The sequence below is a fragment of the Nitrospirillum goiasense genome (assembly GCF_034427435.1).
Lineage (GTDB): Bacteria > Pseudomonadota > Alphaproteobacteria > Azospirillales > Azospirillaceae > Nitrospirillum.
In genome coordinates, this window is record NZ_JAXQNP010000003.1 from 347,367 (window position 1) to 370,193 (window position 22,827).

Annotated in this window: 18 protein-coding genes and 1 tRNA gene; 14 read left to right on the forward strand and 5 right to left on the reverse strand. The window is 68.0% G+C overall.

The annotated features are described in order from the left end of the window. Nucleotides 1-111 precede the first annotated feature (111 nt). Together ULB03_RS15915 and ULB03_RS15920 are read left to right on the forward strand one after the other, a co-directional pair. Nucleotides 112-1,680: a sigma-54-dependent transcriptional regulator gene (locus ULB03_RS15915; RefSeq protein WP_322484113.1), complete on the forward strand. Its 1,569-nt coding sequence runs from the start codon at nucleotides 112-114 to the stop codon at nucleotides 1,678-1,680. Between the two features lie 114 nt (nucleotides 1,681-1,794). Beyond that, on the forward strand, nucleotides 1,795-2,997 hold the full coding sequence (locus ULB03_RS15920) for a bifunctional alpha/beta hydrolase/OsmC family protein (RefSeq protein WP_322484114.1): 1,203 nt from the start codon (nucleotides 1,795-1,797) through the stop codon (nucleotides 2,995-2,997). A 26-nt stretch (nucleotides 2,998-3,023) separates the two neighbouring features. Here the strand turns inward: ULB03_RS15920 and ULB03_RS15925 are convergent, their stop codons facing one another. Further along, nucleotides 3,024-3,896 (reverse strand): N-acyl homoserine lactonase family protein, encoded by an 873-nt coding sequence (locus ULB03_RS15925; RefSeq protein WP_322484115.1) that lies wholly within the window; start codon nucleotides 3,894-3,896, stop codon nucleotides 3,024-3,026. Between the two features lie 97 nt (nucleotides 3,897-3,993). Then, nucleotides 3,994-5,208 carry an MFS transporter gene (locus tag ULB03_RS15930; protein ID WP_322484116.1) on the reverse strand — a complete coding sequence of 405 codons (1,215 nt, stop codon included), beginning with the start codon at nucleotides 5,206-5,208 and terminating at the stop codon, nucleotides 3,994-3,996. A 160-nt stretch (nucleotides 5,209-5,368) separates the two neighbouring features. Here ULB03_RS15930 and ULB03_RS15935 point away from each other — a divergent pair, with 160 nt between their 5' ends. Further along, complete coding sequence (locus ULB03_RS15935) at nucleotides 5,369-5,938, forward strand: TetR/AcrR family transcriptional regulator (RefSeq protein WP_322484117.1); 570 nt, start codon at nucleotides 5,369-5,371, stop codon at nucleotides 5,936-5,938. Between the two features lie 16 nt (nucleotides 5,939-5,954). On the opposite strand, the gene ULB03_RS15940 is transcribed toward ULB03_RS15935, so the two are convergent. Continuing rightward, complete coding sequence (locus ULB03_RS15940; RefSeq protein WP_322484118.1) at nucleotides 5,955-6,920, reverse strand: ABC transporter substrate-binding protein; 966 nt, start codon at nucleotides 6,918-6,920, stop codon at nucleotides 5,955-5,957. 200 nt (nucleotides 6,921-7,120) lie between these two features. Here ULB03_RS15940 and ULB03_RS15945 point away from each other — a divergent pair, with 200 nt between their 5' ends. Together ULB03_RS15945 and ULB03_RS15950 are read left to right on the forward strand one after the other, a co-directional pair. After that, entirely contained in the window at nucleotides 7,121-7,912 is a 792-nt protein-coding gene (locus ULB03_RS15945) for a class II aldolase/adducin family protein (protein ID WP_322484119.1), read from the forward strand. 105 nt (nucleotides 7,913-8,017) lie between these two features. Next, on the forward strand, nucleotides 8,018-8,194 hold the full coding sequence (locus tag ULB03_RS15950) for a hypothetical protein (protein ID WP_322484120.1): 177 nt from the start codon (nucleotides 8,018-8,020) through the stop codon (nucleotides 8,192-8,194). Nucleotides 8,195-8,223: 29 nt separating this feature from the next. On the opposite strand, the gene ULB03_RS15955 is transcribed toward ULB03_RS15950, so the two are convergent. Further along, nucleotides 8,224-9,108, reverse strand: a complete 885-nt coding sequence (locus tag ULB03_RS15955) for a LysR substrate-binding domain-containing protein (RefSeq protein ID WP_322484121.1) — start codon at nucleotides 9,106-9,108, stop codon at nucleotides 8,224-8,226. Nucleotides 9,109-9,451: 343 nt separating this feature from the next. On the opposite strand from ULB03_RS15955, the gene ULB03_RS15960 reads away from it, so the two are divergent. The 8 genes from ULB03_RS15960 (at nucleotide 9,452) to ULB03_RS15995 (ending at nucleotide 20,432) form a co-directional block, all read left to right on the forward strand. After that, nucleotides 9,452-11,956, forward strand: coding sequence for a TonB-dependent receptor plug domain-containing protein (locus ULB03_RS15960; RefSeq protein ID WP_322484122.1), 2,505 nt, complete (start codon nucleotides 9,452-9,454; stop codon nucleotides 11,954-11,956). 144 nt (nucleotides 11,957-12,100) lie between these two features. Continuing rightward, nucleotides 12,101-13,423, forward strand: coding sequence for an LLM class flavin-dependent oxidoreductase (locus ULB03_RS15965; RefSeq protein WP_322484123.1), 1,323 nt, complete (start codon nucleotides 12,101-12,103; stop codon nucleotides 13,421-13,423). 250 nt (nucleotides 13,424-13,673) lie between these two features. Beyond that, nucleotides 13,674-14,411 (forward strand): SapC family protein, encoded by a 738-nt coding sequence (locus ULB03_RS15970; RefSeq protein WP_322484124.1) that lies wholly within the window; start codon nucleotides 13,674-13,676, stop codon nucleotides 14,409-14,411. A gap of 456 nt (nucleotides 14,412-14,867) precedes the next feature. Further along, the gene (locus tag ULB03_RS15975; protein WP_322484125.1) at nucleotides 14,868-15,866 is read left to right on the forward strand and encodes a hypothetical protein; all 999 of its coding nucleotides are present in this window, start codon (nucleotides 14,868-14,870) and stop codon (nucleotides 15,864-15,866) included. Between the two features lie 125 nt (nucleotides 15,867-15,991). Beyond that, entirely contained in the window at nucleotides 15,992-17,380 is a 1,389-nt protein-coding gene (gene selA / locus ULB03_RS15980; protein ID WP_322484126.1) for an L-seryl-tRNA(Sec) selenium transferase, read from the forward strand. Beyond that, nucleotides 17,377-19,329, forward strand: coding sequence for a selenocysteine-specific translation elongation factor (gene selB / locus ULB03_RS15985; RefSeq protein ID WP_322484127.1), 1,953 nt, complete (start codon nucleotides 17,377-17,379; stop codon nucleotides 19,327-19,329). Before selA ends, selB begins: the two co-directional genes overlap by 4 nt. 30 nt (nucleotides 19,330-19,359) lie before the next feature. Next, a tRNA-Sec gene (locus ULB03_RS15990) sits at nucleotides 19,360-19,455 on the forward strand. A gap of 59 nt (nucleotides 19,456-19,514) precedes the next feature. Beyond that, nucleotides 19,515-20,432 carry a hypothetical protein gene (locus ULB03_RS15995; RefSeq protein WP_322484128.1) on the forward strand — a complete coding sequence of 306 codons (918 nt, stop codon included), beginning with the start codon at nucleotides 19,515-19,517 and terminating at the stop codon, nucleotides 20,430-20,432. Nucleotides 20,433-20,449: 17 nt separating this feature from the next. Here ULB03_RS15995 and selD read toward each other — a convergent pair whose 3' ends face one another. Continuing rightward, the gene (selD, locus tag ULB03_RS16000) at nucleotides 20,450-21,496 is read right to left on the reverse strand and encodes a selenide, water dikinase SelD (protein WP_416211154.1); all 1,047 of its coding nucleotides are present in this window, start codon (nucleotides 21,494-21,496) and stop codon (nucleotides 20,450-20,452) included. A 252-nt stretch (nucleotides 21,497-21,748) separates the two neighbouring features. Between selD and ULB03_RS16005 the strand changes: the two genes are divergently transcribed. After that, on the forward strand, nucleotides 21,749-22,819 hold the full coding sequence (locus ULB03_RS16005; protein WP_322484130.1) for a permease: 1,071 nt from the start codon (nucleotides 21,749-21,751) through the stop codon (nucleotides 22,817-22,819). The last annotated feature ends 8 nt before the right edge of the window (nucleotides 22,820-22,827 follow it).

Sequence of the window (22,827 nt, forward strand, 5' to 3'; positions counted from 1 at the left end):
ACTGACTACCAGTAGAAGTATATCTTGTTTCGCCAAGGTGATACATAATTATACCCGCATATGGCGTGGTTTATAAGAATTGATCATTTTTTCCGAGACTCTGAGGAAAATATGCACGCCAGCTACAACCCCGACGCCACGGCGGCCCCGACCTTGCACGGGGCGGCGCCGTGGAGTGGTCGGGACCATACGGTCGCCTGCCTGGGCATCGTCTGGCATCCGGACCCCAGCCTGGTCGGCATGATCACCCCCCTGGCCTTCGGGCCGGACGGCGCCTTCGCCCTCAGCCGGTTCCAGCCCCTGTTCCGCTCCGCCGTGGGGCAGAATCTCCGCGCGCTGGAAGACCGCCACATCTCGCGCCAGCCGCTGGAAATCCGCCGGCGGGGCCCGCGCGGCTTTGAGATCCGGCCGCCGGAAAGCCGCATGTCCGTCTCCGTCAACGGGCGGGTGATCGAGGGGCCGCAGACCGTCAGCCTGGATGAGCTGGGGGCGGACATCCTGATCTGCCTGTCCGACACGGTGATCCTGTCCATCTTCGAAGCGTGCCTGCCCATTCAGACGGAGGCGGCCAAGCACGGGCTGATCGGCATCAGCCAGAGCGTGCAGGTGGCCTGGGGCCTGATCCGCCAGGCGGCGCCGACCGCCCTGCCCGTGTTCGTCAGCGGCGCCACCGGCGTGGGCAAGGAACTGGTGGCCTCTGCCATCCATGCGCTGAGCGGCCGCGCGTCCCAGAAGCTGCACACCATCAACATGGCGACGCTGTCGCCGGCGCTGGCGCATGCGGAACTGTTCGGCGCCGCGGCCGGCGCCTACACCGGTGCCACCCGGGAACGCAGCGGCCTGTTCGCCCTGGCGGACGGCGCCACGCTGTTCATGGATGAGATCGGCGACACCCCGAAAGAGGTGCAGCCCATGCTGCTGCGCGCCCTGGAGTGCGGCGAGTATCGCAAGCTGGGCGATTCCCGGAACCAGAAGGCCGACGTGCGGGTGATTTCCGCCACGGACAGGCCGCTGGACGACCCCGCCTTCAACCAGCCGCTGCGCCGCCGGCTGGAGGGGGTGATCATCAAGCTGGCGCCCCTAAGCGAACGCCGCGTGGATATCGGCCTGCTGCTGCGCCACTTCCTCACCCGGGGGGAGCCCAACCTGAACGCCTACGACCCCGCCGCGCTGCCGGCGGTGAAGGTCATGCCCCTGCTGCTGCACAGCTGGCCCGGCAACATCCGGGAGCTGATCGGCGTCGCCCGGCAGATCCGGCTGGGGACACCGGTGACCCTGGCGACCGATCTTCCCCCGCCCCGGCCGGCGACGGCCAGCCCGGCTGCCGGTGGAGTGGCGGGCGGGGTGGCGGTTGGGTCGGCGCGCGCCGCGTCGCCCGACGCGGCGGCGGAGCGCAAGCGCCGCGACCCGGCGACGGTGGACGAGGCGGAGCTGCTGGCCGCGCTGGAGGGGGCGGGCTGGAACGTCAAGGCGGCGGCCGAGTTGCTGAACGTGTCCCGCACCAGCCTGTACCGCCTGATGGAACGCTCCCCCGCCTTGCGCAGCGCTGGCGACATCCCGACGGAGCAGTTGCTGGACGTCATGCAGCGCCACCCCGGTGACATCGAGGCCTGGAGCCAGGATCTGCGCATCCCCAAGGACAGTCTGAAGCGCCATCTGCGCCGGGTGTCGGGACGGTAGCCGCCCGCCTCGGCGCCCCGGCCCCTTGGCCCCCCTCCCCTGTAGGCCCCCTTGGCCATCGCCCCACCGGCGGTGGTACAAGAGGGACCGGCATAGAGGGATAAGGAGGCGGTCATGGCCAGCCAGCAATTCGACTTCGACAGCGCCAAAGGCTATCGCCTGTCCGGCCGGATAGAGCCGCCCGAGGGCGCGCCGCGCGGCTGGGCCATCCTGGCCCACTGCTTCACCTGCGGGAAGGACAGCCTGGCCACCACGCGGCTGGCCCGCGCGCTGGCCATGACCGGCATCGGCGTGCTGCGCTTCGATTTCGCCGGCCTGGGCAAAAGCGGCGGCGATTTCGCCGGCGGCGGCTTCGCGGCCGACGTCGATGACCTGGTGGCGGCGGGCGCCGCCATGACCCAGGCCGGCATGCCGCCCAGCCTGCTGGTGGGGCATAGTTTCGGTGGCGCCGCGGCCCTGGCCGCCGCCGGCGACATGCCCACGGTCAAGGCCGTGGTGACCATCGCCGCCCCGTCCGACGTCGCCCACGTGCTGCGGACCTTCGGGCCGGAGGCGCTGCACCGCATCGAGGCGGAGGGCGAGGCGGAGGTCGACCTGGCCGGCCGGCCCTTCGTGATCCGCCAGAGCTTCGTCGACGACGCCCGTGAACAGGACATGGCGTCGCGCATCGCCCATCTGCGCCGGCCGCTGCTGGTCCTGCACGCCCCGGGTGACATGACGGTGGGTATCGACAACGCCACCCGCATCTTCGTCGCGGCCAAGCATCCCAAGAGCTTCGTCTCGCTGGACGACGCGGACCACCTGCTGACCCGGCCGGCCGATGCCGACTATGCCGCCGCCGTCATCGCCGCCTGGGCCGAGCGTTACCTGCCACGGCAGGGGGAGGCGCCCAGCCCCCATGGCGAGGCGGACGGCGTGCTGGCGGTGGAAACCGGCCGCGGGCGCTATCAGCTGGCCATGCGCAGCGGCCCGCACCAGTTCCTGGCGGATGAGCCGGTGGACGTGGGCGGCCTGAACAGCGGCCTGGCCCCCTATGACTTCGTGTCGGCGGGCCTGGCCGCCTGCACCACCATGACCATGCGCATGTACGCGGAACGCAAGGGCCTGCCCCTGGTGCGCGCCCAGACGCGCGTGACCCACACCAAGCGGCCGGACCAGACACCAGCCGACCTGTTCACGCGGACCATCGTGCTGGAAGGCCCCTTGGACGAGGAACAGCGGGCCAAGCTGCTGTCCATCGCCAACCGCTGCCCGGTGGACATCACCCTGACCCGCGCGTCGGAGGTGGAAACCCTGCTGGCGGAGGCGGAGGACTGACCCCGCCCCCGCCAGCGGCGAGCGGCCTACGCGGCGGCGGCGGCCACGGGGATGGGCTGGTAATTGGCCGCCTTGGTGACATCCGCGGCGGGGTTGCTGATGGCGTCGGTGTAACGGCCGACGATGCGGCCGCCGGCGACCAGGGCCGGATGATCGTGCCCGACCAACAGGAACCGGCTGTCGGACAAGGCCTTTTTCAAGGCGCGCTTCTCCTCCAGGCTGGTCATGGCGTGGTTGCCGGTGATGGTCGGCTCGTGCGACGCCTGGTCCAGCAAGGGTGACACCAGCTGGTCATCGATGTTGTAGGCGATGTCGCCGGCGATGTTGACCATCCCCTCATCCGTTTCCACCAGCACGGACAGGGAACCGGGCGTATGCCCCCCCGACAGCCGCACGGCGACACCGGGAATGACCTCTTCCTCAAAGGTGCCGTCGACATCGAACAGCCGCAAGGCGCCGCGCGTGTGCAGGCGGTCGATCAGGTGCTTGGTATCATGCGCCGTGTACATGCCGGGCCCCATGACGCCGGACGCGGCGAACTCCAACTCCCGCCGGGCCAGGGCCACCGTCGTGGTCATGGGGAACAGATCATCGCCCCCGACATGGTCCAGGTGCGCATGGGTATGGACGACCTGGCGGATATCCCGCCGGCGCAGGCCATGCTGCGCCAGATGGTGGTCCAGCGTCATCTCCGGCGTCCGGACGCACTCCATGCCGAAGGCGGCGAATGCCTCCGGATCCCGGGGGCCGGTGTCAACCAGGATCGGCTCCTGGCCACCGGTGATGAGGAAGCCCAGGAAGGGAATGGTGGTCTTCACACCGGGGGTGCGGAACAGGACCAGGCCAGAGGCATCCATTGTCAGGTTGCCGAGATTGATGGGGAAAATCCGAAGGGCCATCTGATGTCTCCAATCTTGGATGAAGTGGGCTTGGATGAAGTGGGCTTGGATGAAGTGGGCGAATTTGGACGGTTCAGAACCAAATGGTTCAAAATACTTAAACGAAAGGCGCGCTGACGCGGGCGCTCAACCCCCGTCCCGCGCGCAGGGCCATCAGAACCAACAGGATGGCGCACAGGGCCGTCATGACCGCCGCCCCGGTCAGGACGGCGATGGCCATGTCCGTGGCCGTGGCCAAGCGTCCCAGGGCCAGGGCCAGCAGGCCGGTGAACAGGTAGGCCAGCAGGAACACGGCGGAGAGCAGCCCGCCCCGCGCCCCCTGAGGGGCCGCCGCGTTCAACGCCGCCAAGCCGCCATAGACCAACCAGGCGTATCCCATGCCCGAGGTCACGGTGGCGGCCAGGAAGGAGGCGAGGCTGTGCGCCAGGACCGCCGTCGCCAGGAAACCCATCCCCGCCATGGAGGCGCCGGCCCCCATCAGGATGGCCGGCTCCGGCCGCAGCCGGCGGGCGAACAGGCCGGTGACGCCCAGGGCGATGGCGAACAACGCCAGGGCGGCGCCGTTGACCAGGCTGTTGTCGGACCGCACCAGGTCCCTCGCCACTTGCGCCCCCAGGGAGGCGATCATGACGCCATGGACGTAAGCGGTCATGACCGTGAAGGCGGCGATTCCGAAGACCGCGCCCAAACCGGCCGGCACCCGCGGCAACGCCGGCCTCCACCCCACCGAAGAGACCGCCGCTGGCCGGCGGGGCAGCAGCGCGACACCGGCCAGCAGCGCCAGCAGCAGGGCGGCCAGCACCCAGAAGCCGAGATGCGCGGGATAGGGCGCGTACTGCACCAAGGCCCCGCCCACCAGCAGCGCCGCGGCCAGGCCGGCCGACTGCGCCCCCAGGGTGGCGGCGCTGGCGCGTGCCGCCCCGTCCACGCCGCCAGCGTAATCCGCAAGCGCGGCGGCCGATGGGCCGGCCGACAGACCGACACCGACCCCCATCAGGAAGCGGCCGATGAACAGGTGCGCCACGCCGCCAGCCATGGCGAACAACAGCACACCGGCGGCCGAGGCCGCCACCCCGCACAGCATCGCCAAACGGCGGCCAAGCTGGTCGGACAGGTTGCCGAACAGCACCAGCACGGCGACGACCGTGACCGGATAGACGGCGAAGATGCCGGTGGTGATGGTGGGGCTGAGATGCCAATGGCTGGCATACAGCGGATAGACCATGGCGGGCGCGGCGCTGGTCCACAGCGTGTGCGCCACCACCCCGGCGGCGATCCAGAAGCCGGTCCTATTCGATACCGTAAGGCGCATTCATCGCTCCCTGCCAGGCCATGGCCCGGCGCATTTCGAACTGTTTGGTTCATAACCCTGGAGAGGCATTCCGTCAATGACTTTCTGAACCAAACAGTTCATTATAGATTCCAGACGCGATTATTGAACCGATCGATACAGACCCGGTGGGGTGGGCGGCATGGCCAGACCAAAGCAATTCACGCGGGACGCCGTCCTGGATAAGGCCATCCCTCTTTTTTGGCGGCAGGGCTACGCCGGCACCAACGTGCAGCAGTTGGAACAGGCGACCGGCGTCAACAAGTCGGGGCTTTATGCCGAGTTCTCGGGCAAGGAGGACCTGTTCCTGGCGGCCCTTCACCGCTACCTGGACACCGGGCCGGTCCTGCGCCTGCTGGCGCGCGAACCGCTGGGCTGGGCGAATATCGAAAAATTCCTGACCGAGGCGCCGTTCATCCTGGAAAGCCAGCCCGGCTGCCTCGTCGTCAACGCCACCGGCGCCATCGGCGCCCTGCCGGACGCGGCGGCGGACCTGATACGGTCCTACAACACGCGGCGCCTGGACAGCCTTGAGCGCAACGTGGCGGCAGCGAACCCGGCGCTGGACGCCAGGGCGGTGGCGGGAATGATCGCCACCTTTTTCCTGGGGCTTTGCAGCGATGCCAACCTGGGTGGGGCCGATCTGGGTGAGGCGGTTGAAACCCACCAGTCACGGGTCGCCCTCTTCATGGCCATGCTGCGCGGCCTTTGATCTGAGTTTCTTCGCGTCAGAGCGACCGTTCGAAGGCGGGCCGGACATCCAGCCCATCGCCCCCCAGCCCCACCTTGGCGAACTGGTCCACCACGCTCTGCTGGTCGGCGATGATGCCGTCGTCGATCACCACGGGCTGGAAGTTGGTGCGGCGGATCATCAGCAGCGCCACCTCCGCCGGCACGCCCGTCTGCTCGGCGAAGACGGCGGCGTATTTGTCCGGCTGGGCGCGGGTGAAGTCGCGGGCCCGGTTGACGCGGCCGACGAAGTCCCGCAGCAGGGCCCGCCGCTGGGACAGGGCCGTGGGCGTGGATAGCAGGTAGGAAAGGCCGGGCATGCGCCCCTCGGCATTCACCAGCACCGTCAGGCCGTCGTGCAACTCCCCCAGGGCGCTGTAGGGGTCCCAGGTGGCCCAGGCGTCGATGCTGCCGGCCAGCAGAGCGGCCTTGGCGTCGTTGGGCGCCAGGAAGGCGATGGTGACCTTGTCCACCGGCACCCCCGCCTCCGCCAGCGCGCGCAGGACGAGGAAATGGCCGATGGAGCCCTTGCTGGTGGCGACGGTATGGCCGGCCAGGTCAGCCACCGCCCGCACCGGCCCGTCGCCCTTCACCAGGATGGCGGTCCCCGCCCCGCTGGAGCGGTAGGCCGCGAGCGCCTTGACCTGCGCCTTGCTCGCCAGGCCGAAGCCGAAGGGTGCGTCACCCACCGCGCCCACGTCGATGGCCCGGGCGTTCAGCGCCTCGATCACCGGGGCGGCGTTGGGGAACTGCGCCCACTCCACCTGATAGTCCAGGCCGGGCTTGTCGTCAGGATAGGCGCTGAGCAGCGCCTGCAACCCGCCGCGCTGGTCCCCCACCTTCAGGACGCCCGGCGCCTTCTTGTCATCGCAGCCGGTGAGCAGCGCCGGAACGGCGACGGCCGCCCCCAGCCCCGCGCCCGCCCGTAAGAAACCCCGCCGCGACCAATCCTGCCCCCACGCCATGATGCACCCGAACCCCGAGCCATTGCTGCCGGGGCCCAGGCTAGCGGACGCGCGCGCCGCCGACTGTTTGATAAGTTTCAACAATCGCTTGAGAGGACGTCGCCCGCACGGCCGCTCAAGGCATGCTTTAAAAACCCCAATTTGACGTTTCGCCCGCGTGGATCGACGCTGAAGGCCAATCAACGCAGTGGAGAATGACGATGGCGGACGGCTCTTATCTGGGCATCCAATCCCTGAAGGGGCGGGTGGACGCGGCAGAGTGGCAGGTGCGGGTGGAGTTGGCGGCGCTGTACCGCCTGGTGGCCCTGTTCGGCTGGACCGACCTGATCTACACTCACATCTCCGCCCGCGTGCCGGGACCGGAGGAGCATTTCCTGATCAACCCCTACGGCCTGTACTTCGACGAGATCACCGCCAGCAGCCTGGTGAAGGTGGACCTGGACGGGAACATCCTGCAGGCGCCAGCGTGGGGCGACACGGAATACGGCATCAACCCGGCGGGCTTCACCATCCATTCCGCCATCCACGGCGCGCGGCCCGACGCCAAGTTCGTCATCCACCTGCACACCGCCGACGGCATCGCCGTCTCGGCTCACAAGGAAGGGCTGCTGCCCCTGAACCAGCATTCCCTGACCGTGATCCCGCGCCTGGCCTATCACGACTATGAGGGCATCGCCCTGCACCTGGATGAGCGGGAGCGGCTGGTGGCGGACCTGGGCGACAAGAGCCTGATGCTGCTGCGCAACCACGGCACCCTGGCGCTGGGCCCCACCGCCGCCCACGCCTTCCTGGGCATCCACGCCCTGGAACGCTCCGCCACCCTGCAGGTACGCACCCTCAGCGCCGGCCGCGACGGCATCCTGCTGGCCCCGGAACACGCCCAGGCCGAGGTGCGCCAGCAGGTGGCCAACCACCGCCCCGACCACGCCCAACTGCCCTGGGCCGGCCTGCTGCGCCGCCTGGCCCGGGAATCGCCGGGGTATGATGCGTAAGTTTTGAAAGAGGACGCAGGATGGCCGGGCTGTTGTTCGGCCATTTGCGCTTCGCTATCGTCATCCGTGCGAAATTTCGCTGCCTTACCATCAGGTAGCCACGAGATGATCAAAGAAACCGATCCGCTGAAACCGTCAGTACCGGCCCAGGACCGCTCTGTCGAAACCGCCGCTGCGTTCCTGCACGCGCGGGCTGCAGGCGCTTCAGGCCAAGGATTCGCCGCCTTCCTGGCTCGCGTGCCCGACACGCCGCCACAACCCGGCGACGAATTACCGGAATAAGGGGACGCCAGACGATGCCTCCCTTCCACTCACGCCGCGTTGGCCCTCGGCTCATCCTCCTCGCCGTCATCGTCGCCCGCGCCCTGGGTGCCAATCGCCTGATGCACCAAGCCGATCAGGCTGGCGATGGACTCTGACGGGTTGGGGCGGTGGGCCAGGACCACGCTGACGGGCGCCAGCGGCGGCAGCACCCCATGCGGCAGGGGCGGCAGCGGGTCGAAGGCCATGGCGCGGCAGGTCAGGCCCAGGCCGGCGCGCACGGCGGCGCGCAGGCTGGACAGGTTGGGGGTTTCCACCACGATGCGGTGCGGTCGGCCGATGCGGTCCAGGGCCGCCAGCGCCGCTTCGCGGAAGCGGCAGGGCGTTTCCAGCACCACCAGGGGCAACACGTCAGCGCTCAAGAGTTCCGGATTGCCCATCCAGCGCACTGGCACGGTCAGCACGCCGTTGGGATCGCCCGCCGGGCCGAAACCCGCCACCACGTCCAGCCGGTCGGACGTCAGCAGATCCAGCAGTTCCGCCGTGCCGGCGATGCGGGCGTGCAGTTGCGCCTGCGGATGGATCTGGGCGTAGCTGGCCAGCACCCCGGTCAACAGGCTGTCGGTCATGTCCTGCACCATGCCCACGCGCACGGGCCCGGCGAAGGCCCCGGCGGTGACGGCGCTGACCGCCTGCTCATTCATCTCCAGGATCTTGCGGGCGAAGCCCAGTAGCGTCACCCCCGCCGGCGCAAGGGTCAGGCGCCGCCCCTCCCGCAGGAACAACTGCGTCTGCAGCAGGTCCTCAAGCCGCTTGATCTGCAGGCTGAGAGCCGACTGGGTGAGGAAAATACGCTCCGTGGCCTTCTGCAAGGTGCCGGCGTCAACGATGGCGACGAAGGTGCGCAGCAGCTCGGTGGGCAGATTCGGGGGCATGGGGCACGGTCCTCACTGTCCATGGTTTCTCATTGCCCCAATTACACATGGCAGGACGCAAACCAGCAACCCGAGTCCGCAGCATAACGATGTACAATATATCGCATAGCTCTTTATTTCACACTCATTTGCCGCAATATAAGAGTCCCGGCTTTCCTAGACTTCGTCCCAGAGGGCTGATCTCAATGATGGTCGGCCTGACTACCAATTTAGTGCCCTCATCAAATTCTCAAGGATAAGTCGATTTACGGGCCAGGGCGGCGGCCTGTCTAAAAACCCATCGGTTTATTCAACATCGGGGAAGCCCGGCAGGGGTGCCAAGCCGGGACGAAGGGGGTTTTACATGAACGCCGCCGCCATTCTAAATCGCCATAAGGTCCTGTTGCTGGCCACCGCCCTGGTCTTACCCGCCCTTGGCACCGCCACCGCCTGGGCGACGGAACCGGCGCCCCCGGCGACGGCCCCCGCCAGTGACGCCACGGATAGGGACGCGGTGCAGGAAACGGTGGTGACAGGCCTGCGCGGCGGCAGCCGGGCGGCCATCGACAGCCCCTCCCCCATCGATGTCGTGGGATCGGCCGCCTTGGCGGAAACGGGCAAGGTGGGCCTGAAGGAGCTGCTGAACCAGCTGGTACCCTCCTTCAACCTGCCGGGCGTCAACGGCGGCGGCACCAGCTGGACCGTTAGGTCCACGACCATGCGCGGCCTGAACGGGGACCAGGCGCTGGTGCTGGTCGACGGCAAGCGGCGGCACAACACCGCCCTGATCAACAACTTGGCGCGCATCGCCAACGGCGGCGTCCCGGTGGATTTGGACCTGATCCCCGTGGGCGCCATCGACCATATCGAGGTGCTGCGCGACGGCGCCGCCGCGCAATATGGATCGGACGCCATCGCCGGCGTCATCAACATCATCCTGAAGAAAAACGCCGAGGGCGGCAGTGTCGAGAGCAGCCTGGGCCAGAACTATGGCGGTGACGGCTTCACCAAGCACGTGGCCGCCAACTATGGGCTGGAGCTGCCGCGACAGGGTTTCATAAACCTGTCCGCCGACTACAAGGACAACCAGTCGGCCAGCCGGGCCGCCCCCACCAGCGTGGCAAACCTGTACAATCCGCTGCCCAACGGCGCCCGGGACCCGCGCGAGGCCACGGCCGACCGCACCTTCTACGGCGGCGGCTACGGCCCCGGACAGGAGACGATCTACAGCGGATCGTATAATGCCGAATTGCCGGTCGGCGACGACGTCACGCTCTATTCCTTCAGCACCGTGTCCAAGCGCCGGTCGCGCAAGAACACCGGCAGCTTCCTGCCCAACAACCTCAACTCATTGCCCGAGGTCTATCCCAACGGCTTCAACGCCCTGCGCCGCATCTGGGAGACGGACTTCCAAACCACGGTCGGCGGGCGGGGTGAGATCGCCTCCTGGTCCTGGGACCTCAGCACCACCTATGGCCGGGATGACGCCAAGCTGGATGGCGAGAACACGCTGAACGCCACCTTGGGGCCGACCAGCCCCACCTATTTCCACCTGGCCGACCAGACCTTCGACCAGGTGACCACCAACCTGGACGTGAACCGCCCGCTGGACTTCGGCCTGCCCGCCCCGGTCACGGTCGCCTGGGGGTTCGAGCACCGGTATGAACGCTATGAGATCGCCCCCGGCGACCCCGCCAGCTACGCCATCGGCAGCTATGTCATTCCCAGCGGCTATTATGCCGGCCAGCATCCCCAGCCGGGCCTCGCCTCGTACAACGGCACCTCCCCCGCCGACAGCGGCGCCATCGCCCGCAACAACGGCGCCGCCTATGTCGACCTGGCCACCAACCTGACGCCGGCCTGGTCGGTGGACGCCGCCGGCCGGGTGGAGCATTACACCGGCGCCGTGGGCGACACCGCCAGCGGCAAGATCGCCACGCGCTATGAGCTGGCGCCCGGCTACGCCCTGCGCGGCACGGTCAGCAACGGTTTCCGCGCGCCCTCACTGGCGCAGAGCATCTACGCCTCCTCCACCTTCACCGGCACGGTGGACGCGGCCGGCAATTACATCACCCTGCCCATCAAAGTGCTGCCCGCCACCTCGGGCGAGGCCAAGGCCCTGGGCGCCACGCCCCTGACGCCCGAAACCTCCACCAACTACAGCGTGGGCGTGACGGCCGAACCGGTGCGCAACCTGCAACTGACGCTGGACGCCTACCGCATCGACATCACGGACCGCATCGTCGAAACCGGGCTGCTGACCGGCAGCGCCGTGTCCACCATCCTGCAGCGGGCCGGCTTCGCACCCGGCCTGTCGGCGCAGTACTACACCAACGCCGCCGACACCCGGACGGACGGGGTGGACGCCGTGGCCAACTACCTGGCAGATCTGGGGAATGCTGGCGACGTGCGGCTGGGCGCCGCCTACAGCTGGACGCGCACCACCATCACCCATATCAAGCCGACGCCCACGCAACTGGCCACCCTGGGCTATGCGCTGTTCGACCGGCAGCGGCAGGCGGACCTGACCGACGGCACCCCGCGCGGCAAGCTGATCCTGTCGGCCAACTGGCATTGGGACCGCCTACATGTGGGCACGCGCGTCACCCGCTATGGCAGCTATACCGAGGCCGGCACCGTGGCCAGCAACGACCGCACCTTCAGCGCCAAATGGATCACCGACCTGGACGTGGGCGTGGATGTGACCGACCGCGTCAGCATCAGCCTGGGCGCCAACAATCTGTTCGACGTCTATCCCGACGCCATCGGCATCGTCGACGCCAAGACCGGCCTGAACAAATACGGCCTGTTCTCCCCCTTCGGCATCACCGGCGGCTACTACTACAGCCGCGTGTCGGTGAAGTTCTGAGCCATCCTTCAGCGCCGCCAAACAATCGCTGCACGATTTCCAAAATTTCCGGCGCGCCGGGCGGCGCTAGACTTCCCACCGACAGCCTTCCCCGAACCCACCATTGGCGGCCAGCCCCTGGCCCCCGCCTGGGAGATCCACACCATGACCCGTACCCTGCACCTGGGCGCCATCCTGGCCGGCGTCGGCACCACCCATGACGATTGGCGCGACCCCGACCTGCCCGGTGACGCCAGCGTCGACATCAACTGGTACATCGACGCCGCCCGCCAGGCGGAGGCCGCCAAGTTCGACCTGGTCTTCATCGTCGACAGCCCCTACATCACGCCCGACAGCGCCCCGCATTTCCTGAACCGGCTGGAACCGCTGACCCTGCTGTCGGCCCTGGCCGTTTCCACCAGCCACATCGGTCTGGTGGGCACCCTCACCACCTCCTACTGGGAGCCGTACAACGTTGCCCGGCAGTTCGGCTCGCTGGACACCATCAGCCGGGGCCGCGCCGGCTGGAACGTGGTGACGACGGGGCTGGAAGGGGCCGCCCGCAACTATGGCCGCGACCAGCATTTCGACCATGCGGAACGCTATCAGCGCGCGGCGGAGTTCGTCTCCGTCGTCCAGGGTCTCTGGGACAGTTATGAGGATGGCGCCTTCCCCCGCGACAAGGCGGCCGGCGTGTTCCTGGACAAAAGCAAGCAGCATGCCCTGAACCACAAGGGCCGCTTCTTCTCCGTCGCCGGCCCCCTGGCCCTGACCCGCAGCCCGCAGGGGCAGCCGGTCATCTTCCAGGCCGGGGACAGCGACGCCGGCCGCGACCTGGGCGCCCAGATCGCGGGCGCCACCTTCGCCACCCCCGACACCTCCGAAGGCGCCCAGGCCTATTACGCCGACCTGAAAGCCCGCGCCGCCGCCAAGGGCCGCGACCCGGACAAGATCGTCGTTCTGCCCGGCCTGACGGTCACCATCGCCGACACGCAGGAGGAGGCGGAACGCCTGGCGGCGGAGCAGGAGGCGGACCTGGACAAGCTGCTGGTCCAGTTGGGGCGCCCCTTCAACTACCACGACTTCCGGCAATACGACCTGGACGCCCCCTTCCCCGACCTCAGCCATGTCAGCCTGAACGGCTACAAGGGCCATGCGGAGCGCATCATCCGCACGGCGCGGGAGGAAGGCCTGACCCTGCGGGCGGCAGCCTGGCGCTTCGGCCGCTGGCGCGGCAGTTTCATCGGCACGGCGGAGACGGTGGCCGATGAGATCGAACGCTGGTTCGTGGGCCGGGCCGCCGATGGCTTCAACATCCATGTCAGCAAGCCTGGCGCCTTCCGACAGTTCACCGAGCAGGTGGTGCCCATCCTGCAGCGTCGCGGCCTGTTCCGCACCGACTACACGGCCAGCACTCTGCGCGGCCATCTGGGCCTGGACGTGCCCGTCAACCGCCACAGCGTCCGTTTGGCCCAAGTGGCGGAGTGAACCCGGATCAGCCCGTCCGCCCTTTTCGGCACCAGGGCCGGACCCGGGAGGGGCCGGACGGGATTGAGCAATCGCGAAGGTGGATAACGGTGCCCCTCGCTCCGCCATCGGTGGTAGCGTGGCGGTGACGGGCAATACCCCGTCACCGGTGTTGACCGCGCGCGGGACAGGCCCCCTAACATCAGGGCGTCCCGTCGTCGCGGCGACGGCCGGAACGGCACCCTAATCCACCTTGGGATCTGGAACAGAAATGAGCACGCAGCAAACCCTTCCCGCCTTTTACCAGCGCCCCCGCCCCCTGGCGGCGGAGCGCGACGGCGACCTGTCGCTGGCGACGGCCACGGACTACCGGTTCGCCACCGGCGCCAACTCGGTGCCCGTCATCGCGGCGGAATTCACGCTGGCGTGCAAGCACTATCCCATCCTGTTCCTGGATGGCGCCCCGCCCCAGGCCGTGGTCCTGCTGGGCATGCGCAACGGTGAAAACCTGTTCGTGGACGCCGACGGCGGCTGGGAAGCCGGCGCCTACATTCCCGCCTATGTCCGCCGCTACCCCTTCATCTTCATGGAAAACCGGGACCGGGCGGAGTTCACCCTGTGCATCGACGAGGCGGCCCCCAGCGTCAGCCTCGGGGGCGCCAACAAGCTGTTCGAGGGCGGCCAGCCGACCGAGGTGACCCGCAACGCCCTGGCCTTCTGCAGCGACTACCAGGGCCATTACAACGCGACCACCGAGTTCGTGGAGGCGCTGCGAAAGGCCGGCCTGCTGGTGGAAAACCGCGCCGACGTGACGCTGAAGGATGGCCAGAAGCTAAGCCTGGCGGGCTTCAAGGTCATCGACGAAGGCAAGTTCAACCAGCTGAGCGCCGAGGAGTTCGAGCGCTGGCGGCAGCGCGGGTGGCTGCCCCTGGTCTATGCCCATTTTGTTTCGGTCAGCAATTGGGCTGGGCTGGTGGACCGGACGGCACAGCGCCCCACCACCAACTGAGGTAGCGCCGCGATCCGCGGACGAGCGGCGGCCCGGGGAAACCCGCGGCCGCCGCACCTGTTTCCGGGATCGCGGAAACTTATTCCACACATGGAAACAGTACTATTCCACAGGCAGCCTACAAGCCGCCTACGCGGGGAAGATCGTGCCCAGCAGCATGAGATACAGCAGGGCGACCAGGGGTAGGCAGGCCCCCGCCCACGCTTCCGTCCGGGGACGCGCCATCGCCGTTGCCGTCATTCTCATGATCATTCCTCCAGCCTATGCCGTTGGATGATTTCAAACACCAATGACAATCGTCGTCAATACGAATTATTTAACATCATATTTTCGTTATTACTCTTGGCCCATTGCCCACCGGCCACCGCATGGCATTTCCCTGGGAGGGGCGTTGCAGGGTTGGAGCCGATGCGCATGGGAAATCCGCAGTCTGGCGCGGGACAGTCTGGCGCGGGAATGATCGGTTTGCGGTGGGCGGCCATGGCGGGCGCCGTGGCCGCGATGCTGTTGGGGCCGGCGGCGGGGGCGCAAACCGTGGGGACCGATCCCCAGGCCATCCGCGACGCGGTGCGCCAACAATTGAAGGCGGAGGATATCGGCCACGGCTTTGAAACGCTGGGCGTCTTTGGCGGTACGCCCGACGCCAGCGCGGCGCGCTACAGCAGCAACGAGATCACGCTGCACGGCTACAAGCTGCCCATCACCCACAGCTTCCGCGACAAGGACGACACGGACGGCGTCGCCCCCTACCTGGAGGTGACGCTGGGCTATGAAAGCGCCTGGCAGGACACGGCGCTGGCGACCGGCAGCACGCCCGCCGACGCCGGGGCCGACACCGGACAGGTGAAGCAGAGCTTCAAGTCCTATTCCGCGCTGGGCGGCTTCGGCCTGGACATCCCGGTGGGCCCATCCACCACCATCCGGCCGGTGGCGTTGGGCGGCTACACCCGCATTCGCGGCAGCGGGGAGTTCAGCGGTGCCGACGCCGACCTGCTGCGGGAAAGCACGGGCGGCATCCTGACCAGTATGCGCATCGACAGCTTCCTGGCCGGCGGCGGGGTGGAGGTGCTGCACGACCGCGCCCTGCCCGATGACCTGCGGCTGCACCTGATGGGCCGCTTCAGCGAGTTCGCCGACATCCCCAACCGCGTCAGCGACCCCTCGCTGGAAACCACGGGCAGCTTCGGCTTCGCCACCGTCAACGCGCAGTTGGACGGCCCGCTGGGCCATCTGTTCGCCGAGGATTTGCGCTGGATCGCCTTCGGCCGGGGCAACGTCCTGATCGGCGCCCAACAGGCCTTCCTGGGCTTCGACAAGTTCCTGGAGGTGGGCGGCGGGTTGGAGGTGGTGACGCCCCACCTGGGCTATGGGGTGGAGGGCGTCACCCTGCGCGGCTCCGCCATCGTCGGCAACGGGGTCCGCGGCTGGACCGTCGGGCTGGGCCTGGCGTTCTGAGGCCGTCGCCAGGGGCCGGAGGCCGTACGGCGGCAGGATGGCCAAGGCGTTGATTCCGGCGGGATTGACCAAATTTTAAAAGGGGGCCACAAGGGACTTGTCCCCAACGAAAGCGCCCCCGTCCCGTGCGTCTCCGCGATCTTCCCTCCATCAGCGCCGTCCTTGCCACCCCCGCCGCGTCCACCCTGCTGGATCGCCATGGCCGCGCGGCGACGACCGACGCCCTCCGCGCCGTGCTGGCCGAGGCCCGCGCCGCCCTGCTGGCCGGCGGGGACACCGTGCCCGATACCGAAACGGTGGTGGCCCTGGCCCTGACCCGGCTGGAGAGCGCCAGCCGGTCCAACCTGCGGCCCCTGTTCAACCTGACGGGAACGGTGCTGCACACCAACCTGGGCCGCGCCCTGCTGGCGCCCGAGGCGATGGAGGCGGCCCTGGCCGCCATGGGCGACCCGGTGGCGCTGGAATTCGACCTGGACAGCGGCAAGCGGGGGGAGCGTGACGACCATGTCCGCGCCCTGGTGTGCGAGCTGACGGGGGCGGAGGACGCCACCGTGGTAAACAACAACGCCGCCGCCGTGCTGCTGGCGCTGAACACCCTGGCCAAGGGCCGCGACGCCATCGTTTCGCGCGGGGAGCTGATCGAGATCGGCGGCGCCTTCCGCATGCCCGACATCATGGCCCAGGCCGGCGCCCGGCTGGTGGAGGTCGGCACCACCAACCGCACCCACGCCAAGGATTACAAGGGCGCGCTGACGGCCGAGACCGGCGTGATCCTGAAGGTGCACACCAGCAATTACCGCATCCAGGGCTTCACCAAGGAGGTGCTGGCGCCGGAGCTGGCGGACATCGCCCACGGCGCCGGCGTGCCCCTGCTGAACGACCTGGGCTCCGGCACCCTGGTGGATCTCTCCACCCACGGCCTGAAGCGGGAGCCGACGGTGCGCGAGGCGGTGGCGGAGGGGGCGGACCTGGTCACCTTCTCCGGCGACAAGCTGCTGGGGGGACCCCAGGCCGGCTTCATCGTCGGCCGCCGGGACCTGGTGGCCGCCGTCAACCGCAACCCGATGAAGAGGGCCCTGCGCGTGGACAAGGTGCGGCTGGCGGCCATCGAGGCGACGCTGAAGCTGTACCGCGACCCCGACCGCCTGGCCCAGCGCCTGCCCACCCTGGCCCTGCTGTCCCGCCCCAAGGCGGAGATCGAAGCGCAGGCGCGGCGCCTGGCGCCCATCCTGGCGCAGGCCCTGGCACAGGGGGTCGGCGACGGCCACACGGTCGAGGTCTGCGACTGCGCCAGCCAGATCGGGTCCGGCGCCCTGCCCCTGGACACCCTGCCCAGCGCCGGCCTGGCCGTGCGCGCGGGCGGCGGCGCCCTAACCCAACTGGCCGCGTCCTTCCGCGCCCTGTCCCGCCCCATCATCGGCCGCATCGAGGAGGGGCGCCTGGTGCTGGACCTGCGCTGCCTGCGCGACGAGGCCGGGTTCGTGGCCACGCTGGCGGAGCTTTCCCGGCCATGATCATCGGCACCGCCGGCCATATCGACCACGGCAAGACCGCGCTGGTCCGCGCCCTGACGGGCGTGGATGGCGACCGCCTGAAGGAGGAGAAGGCCCGGGGCATCACCATCGACCTGGGCTTCGCCTATCTGCCCCTACCCGACGGCCCGACGCTGGGCTTTGTCGACGTGCCGGGGCATGAGCGCTTCGTCCATACCATGGTGGCGGGGGCCGGCGGCATCGACTACGCCCTGTTGGTGGTGGCGGCCGACGATGGCGTCATGCCGCAAACGCGCGAGCATCTGGCCATCATCGACCTGCTGGGCATCCGCCACGGCCTGGTGGCCCTGACCAAGGCCGACCTGGCCCTGCCCGAGCGGCTGGCGGAGGTGACGGCGGAGATCAGGGCGGCCCTGGCGGGCACCAGCCTGGACGGCGCCGACATCCTGCCCGTCTCCGCCCTCAGCGGCGCCGGCATCGCCGGCCTGCGCGCCCGGCTGGAGATGGAGGCGCGCACCCAGGCGGCGGCCAAGAGCACGGCAGACACCGGCGCCTTCCGCCTGGCCATCGACCGCGCCTTCACCCTGACCGGCGTGGGCGTGGTGGTCACCGGCACGGTGCTGTCGGGCCGGGTGCGGGTGGGAGACACCGTGACGGTCAGCCCCTCCGGCCTGGAGGCGCGCGTCCGCTCCCTGCACGCCCAGAACATGGTGGCGGAGGAAGGCCGGGCCGGCGACCGCTGCGCCCTGAACCTGGCCGGGCCGGACATCGTGAAGGACGCGCTGCACCGGGGCGACATGGTGCTGGCCCCGGCCCTGCACGCCCCCACCGACCGCGTCGACGCCAGCCTGCGCCTGCTGCCGCGCGAGGCGGGGGCCAAGCCGCTGCCGCAATGGTTCCCCGTGCGGCTGCACCACGCGGCGGCGGAGGTGGGCGCCCGCGTCGTCCTGCTGTCGGAGGATACGCTGGCGGGCGGCGAAGCGACCCAGGTTCAACTGGTGCTGGAGCGGCCCATCGCGGCGGCGGTGGGTGACCGCTACGTCATCCGCGACGTTTCCGCCCAGCACACCCTGGGCGGTGGCCGCTTCATCGACCTGCGCCCCCCGCCCCGCCGCCGCCGCACGGCGGAGCGTGTCGCCCAGCGCATCGCCCTGGCCCTGCCCGATGCCAAGGCCGCCCTGGGCGCCCTGCTGGCCATCCCGCCGCATACAGTGGACCTGACGGCCTTCGTCCGCGACCACGCCCTGCCGGGTGACGCCGCCGAGGCACTGGCCGCCGAGCTGGACCTGGTGGTGCTGGAACAGGGGGAGGCGCGCACCGCCCTGTCAGCGGAGCAGTGGGCCGCCTTCCTCGCCCACCTGTCGGAGACGCTGGCCGCCTATCACGCGGAGAACCCGGACCTTCAAGGCATGGGGCGGGAGAAGCTGCGCCTGGCGGTCCAGCCCCGCCTGCCCGCCGCCGTCTTCGCCGTGGCGGTGCAGCGCGCGGTGGCGCAGGGCCTGGTGGCGCTGGACGGGTCCTTCATCCGGCTCAGCGGCCACACCGTGCGCCTGGCGCCGGCGGATGAGGCGGCCTGGGCGGAGATGGCGCCCCTGTTGGGCGGCGAGGTGCGCTTCCGCCCGCCGCGCGTGCGTGACATCGCCACCGAAACCGGGCGGGAGGAGACGGAGGTGCGCCGCATCCTGAAGCTGGCCGGCCGCATGGGCTGGGCCGACCAGGTGGCGCACGACCACTTCTTCCTGCGCGACACGGTGCGGGAGATGGTGGCCATCGCCGTGGACGTGGCGGCGCAGGCCCCCGGCGGCACCTTCGTCGTGGCCCCCTTCCGCGACCGCATGGACAACGGGCGCAAGGTCGCCATCCAGATCCTGGACTTCTTCGACCGGCATGGCGTCACCCTGCGCCGGGGTGACCTGCGCCGCATCAATCCGCACCGGCTGGACTTGTTCGGCCCGCCTGTGGTTTTGTGAGGTCCCCGCTTCCATGAGCGTGGCCTAGACGGAAGGGAATCGTCCCTGGTGGGGCGTCCGGACTTCAAATCCGGGTGGGGCAGCGAGACTGTCCCGGGTGGGTTCGACTCCCATTCCCTTCCGCCAAATTTTGGTGCTCTTGGGCGCCGCAGGCGCATCCGTTGCCAACGTACGGAGACATACCGATGCCTTGCTTCCTGTGCCAGTCACTTAAAGCAGATATGCCGCCACCACTTACACGCACTCATATTGTGTCTTGTCCCGATTGTGGAAAATATCAGTTAACACTTGAAGCTGGACTCCATCTGCAATCTCAAAGTAATCGTGCGCTCGAGCTTGCATTCTGGGTCGCACAACAAAATTTATTCGGCAACGAACCAAAAATAACCTCAGAAACTATCTCCCATGTTCTTTCCTTGGGATTACCGAGCGTCAAAAAAAGATCTGAACTGTTGCTTGGTTATCTCATAAGTGAGAGCAAGGGAAAAATAAGGGCCGAGATTAATTTTGCAGATCGAAGACTACAAATGGTCTCTTGCTGTACATCCGCACAAGATGTTGTTGATTTGTGTCAATACCTAATTGAGCAAGGCGCCCTTGAAAGGGCTCCATTTGGCCCACAGATATCTCTAATAGCAAAAGGACATATTATTTACGATGAGATGATTGGCGTCCGCGTTGCATCTTCTCAGGTTTTCGTCGCAATGTGGTTTGATTCTTCTATGAATGATGTTTACAGTTCAGGAATTGAGCCAGCCGTCCTTAATGCTGGATACGCTCCTATTCGCATTGATAAAACTGAACACGACGGCAAAATTGATGATCGAATTATTGCTGAGATTCGTCGATCTTCATTTTTGATTGCAGATTTTACTGGGCACAGAGGGGGCGTATATTATGAAGCCGGATTTGCTCATGGGCTAGGGCGGCGAGTCATTTTCATGTGCCAAAAAGATCATCTGGATAAGCTGCATTTTGATATCCGGCAATACAATACAATTGTGTGGGACACACCCGATGATATTGTAAAGCTGCTTCAGAATCGGATCTTGGCGATCCACGGCGCAGGCCCTTTGAAGGTCGACGCCAAGCCTATCGCCTAAATCTAGCCTCCTGAAGGTCAGACGACGCGCACCACCGGCTCCCCCTCCGTCACGCGGCCGATGATGCGCGCCATAGGATACCCCGCCGCCACGATCTGGCGGCAGATCTCCTCCGCTCGCTGCGGCGCCACAGCCACCAGCAGGCCGCCGGAAGTTTGCGGGTCGGTCAGCAGGGCGCGCTGCCACGGGGCCAGATCGGCGGGCAGGCGCGTTTCCTCGCCATAGCTGGCCCAGTTGCGGTTGGAGGCGCCGGTGATGAAGCCGGCCTGGGCCAGGTGCGCGGCCTGGGACAGGAAGGGCAAACGGTCCCATTCCACCGCCAGCGTCAACTTGGCGCCGCGCGCCATCTCCAGCCCATGGCCCAGCAGGCCGAAGCCGGTGACATCGGTGATGGCGTGCACGTCGGCGTCCTGCGCCAGGGTGGCGCCGATGCTGTTCAGCAGGGTGGTGCTGGCGATCATCTCGGCATAGCCGGCGGCATCCAGCGTCTGCTTCTTGAAGGCGGCGGAATAGACGCCCACGCCCAGGCCCTTGGTCAGGATCAGGGCGTCGCCGGCCTGGGCCGTGGCATTACGGCGAATGGCCTGGGGCGGGGCCACGCCGATGACGGCCAGGCCGTAGATGGGCTCCCCTGAATCGATGGAATGACCGCCGGCCACGGGGATGCCGGCCTCGGCGCAGACGGCGGCGCCGCCGGCCAGGATCTCCCGCACCACCTCGGGCGCCAGCTTGCCCAGGGGCATGCCCAGGATGGCCAGCGCGAACAGGGGACGCCCGCCCATGGCATACACGTCGGACAGCGCGTTGGTGGCGGCGATGCGGCCGAAGTCGCGCGGGTCATCCACCACCGGCATGAAGAAGTCGGTGGTGGCGATGATGCAGTGGCGGTCGTCCAATTGCCAGACGGCGGCATCATCCCCCGTTTCCGTCCCCACCAGCAGGTTGGCATAGGCGGCCGTCTGCGCCTGACCCGCCAGCAACTGCTGCAGCACCGCCGGCGCCAGCTTGCAGCCGCAGCCGCCGCCATGGGCAAGATCGGTCAAACGTATCGGGTCATTGGACATTTCTATCGCCTTTACTTGTATGGATTTGGGCCAAGCCCCTTGTATGCAGACATGGCACCGCATTGCAGATAAGGACATTGCCAATATTTGCAAGCGACGTTAAGACAGGTTTTGTTCCGATCGAGGACGCCTATCGCCTGAACCGGCGATCAGCGGCGCCCGATGCGGAACCCGTGGCCCGGCCGGGCCCGACACCCGCGCGAGGCCCAGCCGGGCGCCCGCGTGACCCAGCCCCACGCCCACCGGATCATGATGTCAGTACAAAAAGCCCCCAAGATCAACCGGACCATCAACCCGGCCATCAACCCGATGATCGGCCCCGCCATCGTCGCGCTGATCGCCGTCGCCGGCCTGTTCTATGTGAAGTGGTCGCCCTATTACGCCCGCGCCTTCGTCGCCGCGGCCAACCACGCCATCGGCAAGTCCATCCTGATGGGCACCGAGGCCGCGGCCCCCGCCCCGTCTTGGGACGCGGCCGTGGGCTATGCCCTGGCCTATGGCAAGGCCATCTGGCAGGCCATGGTGCTGGGCCTGCTGCTGGGCTCCGCCATCCAGGCGCTGCTGCCGGTCAACTGGGTGGCGCGCGCCTTGGGCCGCACCGGTTTCGGCAGCGTGCTGGCCGGCGGCCTGCTGTCCCTGCCCGGCATGATGTGCACCTGCTGCGCCGCCCCGGTGGTCATGGGCCTGCGCCGGCAGCAGGCGGCCCCCGGCGCCGCCATGGCCTTCTGGCTGGGCAACACCGTGCTGAACCCGGCCACCCTGGTGTTCATCGGCTTCGTCCTGGGTTGGCAATGGACGGGGCTGCGCCTAGCGCTGGGCCTGGTCATGGTGCTGGGCCTGGGCGCCCTGGTGAACCGCTTCAGCCCCATCGCCGACCAGCAGGCCGCCCTGCTGGCCCTTCAGGCCGAGGCGGAGGCGCAGAACCCCTTCGTCCGCTGGCTGAAGATCCTGGGCCGCATGGCGGTGCGCCTGATCCCGGAATACATCGTCATCGTGCTGGCCCTGGGTGCGGCCCGCGCCTGGCTGTTCCCCGCCATCGGGCCGGAGGTCGGCAACCAATTCATCTGGATCGCCGCCTTCGCCATCGCCGGCACCCTGTTCGTCATCCCCACGGCGGGGGAGGTTCCCATCATCCAGGCCATGCTGTCGCTGGGCATGGGCGTGGGCCCCGCCGGCGCCCTGCTGATGACCCTGCCGCCCGTCAGCCTGCCGTCCATCGCCATGCTGCACCGCTCCTTCCCGCCCAAGGCGCTGGCGGCGGTCATCGCCGGCGTGGTGCTGCTGGGCATCGTCGGCGGCTATCTGGCGGTAGCGTTGTTCTAATCCCGTCC

Coding starts and splice junctions, on each gene's coding strand:
- ULB03_RS15915 (WP_322484113.1), top strand. CDS start 112: ATGCACGCCAGCTACAACCCCGACGCCACGGCGGCCCCGACCTTGCAC.
- ULB03_RS15920 (WP_322484114.1), top strand. CDS start 1,795: ATGGCCAGCCAGCAATTCGACTTCGACAGCGCCAAAGGCTATCGCCTG.
- ULB03_RS15925 (WP_322484115.1), bottom strand. CDS start 3,896: ATGGCCCTTCGGATTTTCCCCATCAATCTCGGCAACCTGACAATGGAT.
- ULB03_RS15930 (WP_322484116.1), bottom strand. CDS start 5,208: ATGCGCCTTACGGTATCGAATAGGACCGGCTTCTGGATCGCCGCCGGG.
- ULB03_RS15935 (WP_322484117.1), top strand. CDS start 5,369: ATGGCCAGACCAAAGCAATTCACGCGGGACGCCGTCCTGGATAAGGCC.
- ULB03_RS15940 (WP_322484118.1), bottom strand. CDS start 6,920: ATGGCGTGGGGGCAGGATTGGTCGCGGCGGGGTTTCTTACGGGCGGGC.
- ULB03_RS15945 (WP_322484119.1), top strand. CDS start 7,121: ATGGCGGACGGCTCTTATCTGGGCATCCAATCCCTGAAGGGGCGGGTG.
- ULB03_RS15950 (WP_322484120.1), top strand. CDS start 8,018: ATGATCAAAGAAACCGATCCGCTGAAACCGTCAGTACCGGCCCAGGAC.
- ULB03_RS15955 (WP_322484121.1), bottom strand. CDS start 9,108: ATGCCCCCGAATCTGCCCACCGAGCTGCTGCGCACCTTCGTCGCCATC.
- ULB03_RS15960 (WP_322484122.1), top strand. CDS start 9,452: ATGAACGCCGCCGCCATTCTAAATCGCCATAAGGTCCTGTTGCTGGCC.
- ULB03_RS15965 (WP_322484123.1), top strand. CDS start 12,101: ATGACCCGTACCCTGCACCTGGGCGCCATCCTGGCCGGCGTCGGCACC.
- ULB03_RS15970 (WP_322484124.1), top strand. CDS start 13,674: ATGAGCACGCAGCAAACCCTTCCCGCCTTTTACCAGCGCCCCCGCCCC.
- ULB03_RS15975 (WP_322484125.1), top strand. CDS start 14,868: ATGATCGGTTTGCGGTGGGCGGCCATGGCGGGCGCCGTGGCCGCGATG.
- selB (WP_322484127.1), top strand. CDS start 17,377: ATGATCATCGGCACCGCCGGCCATATCGACCACGGCAAGACCGCGCTG.
- ULB03_RS15995 (WP_322484128.1), top strand. CDS start 19,515: ATGCCTTGCTTCCTGTGCCAGTCACTTAAAGCAGATATGCCGCCACCA.
- selD (WP_416211154.1), bottom strand. CDS start 21,496: ATGTCCAATGACCCGATACGTTTGACCGATCTTGCCCATGGCGGCGGC.
- ULB03_RS16005 (WP_322484130.1), top strand. CDS start 21,749: ATGTCAGTACAAAAAGCCCCCAAGATCAACCGGACCATCAACCCGGCC.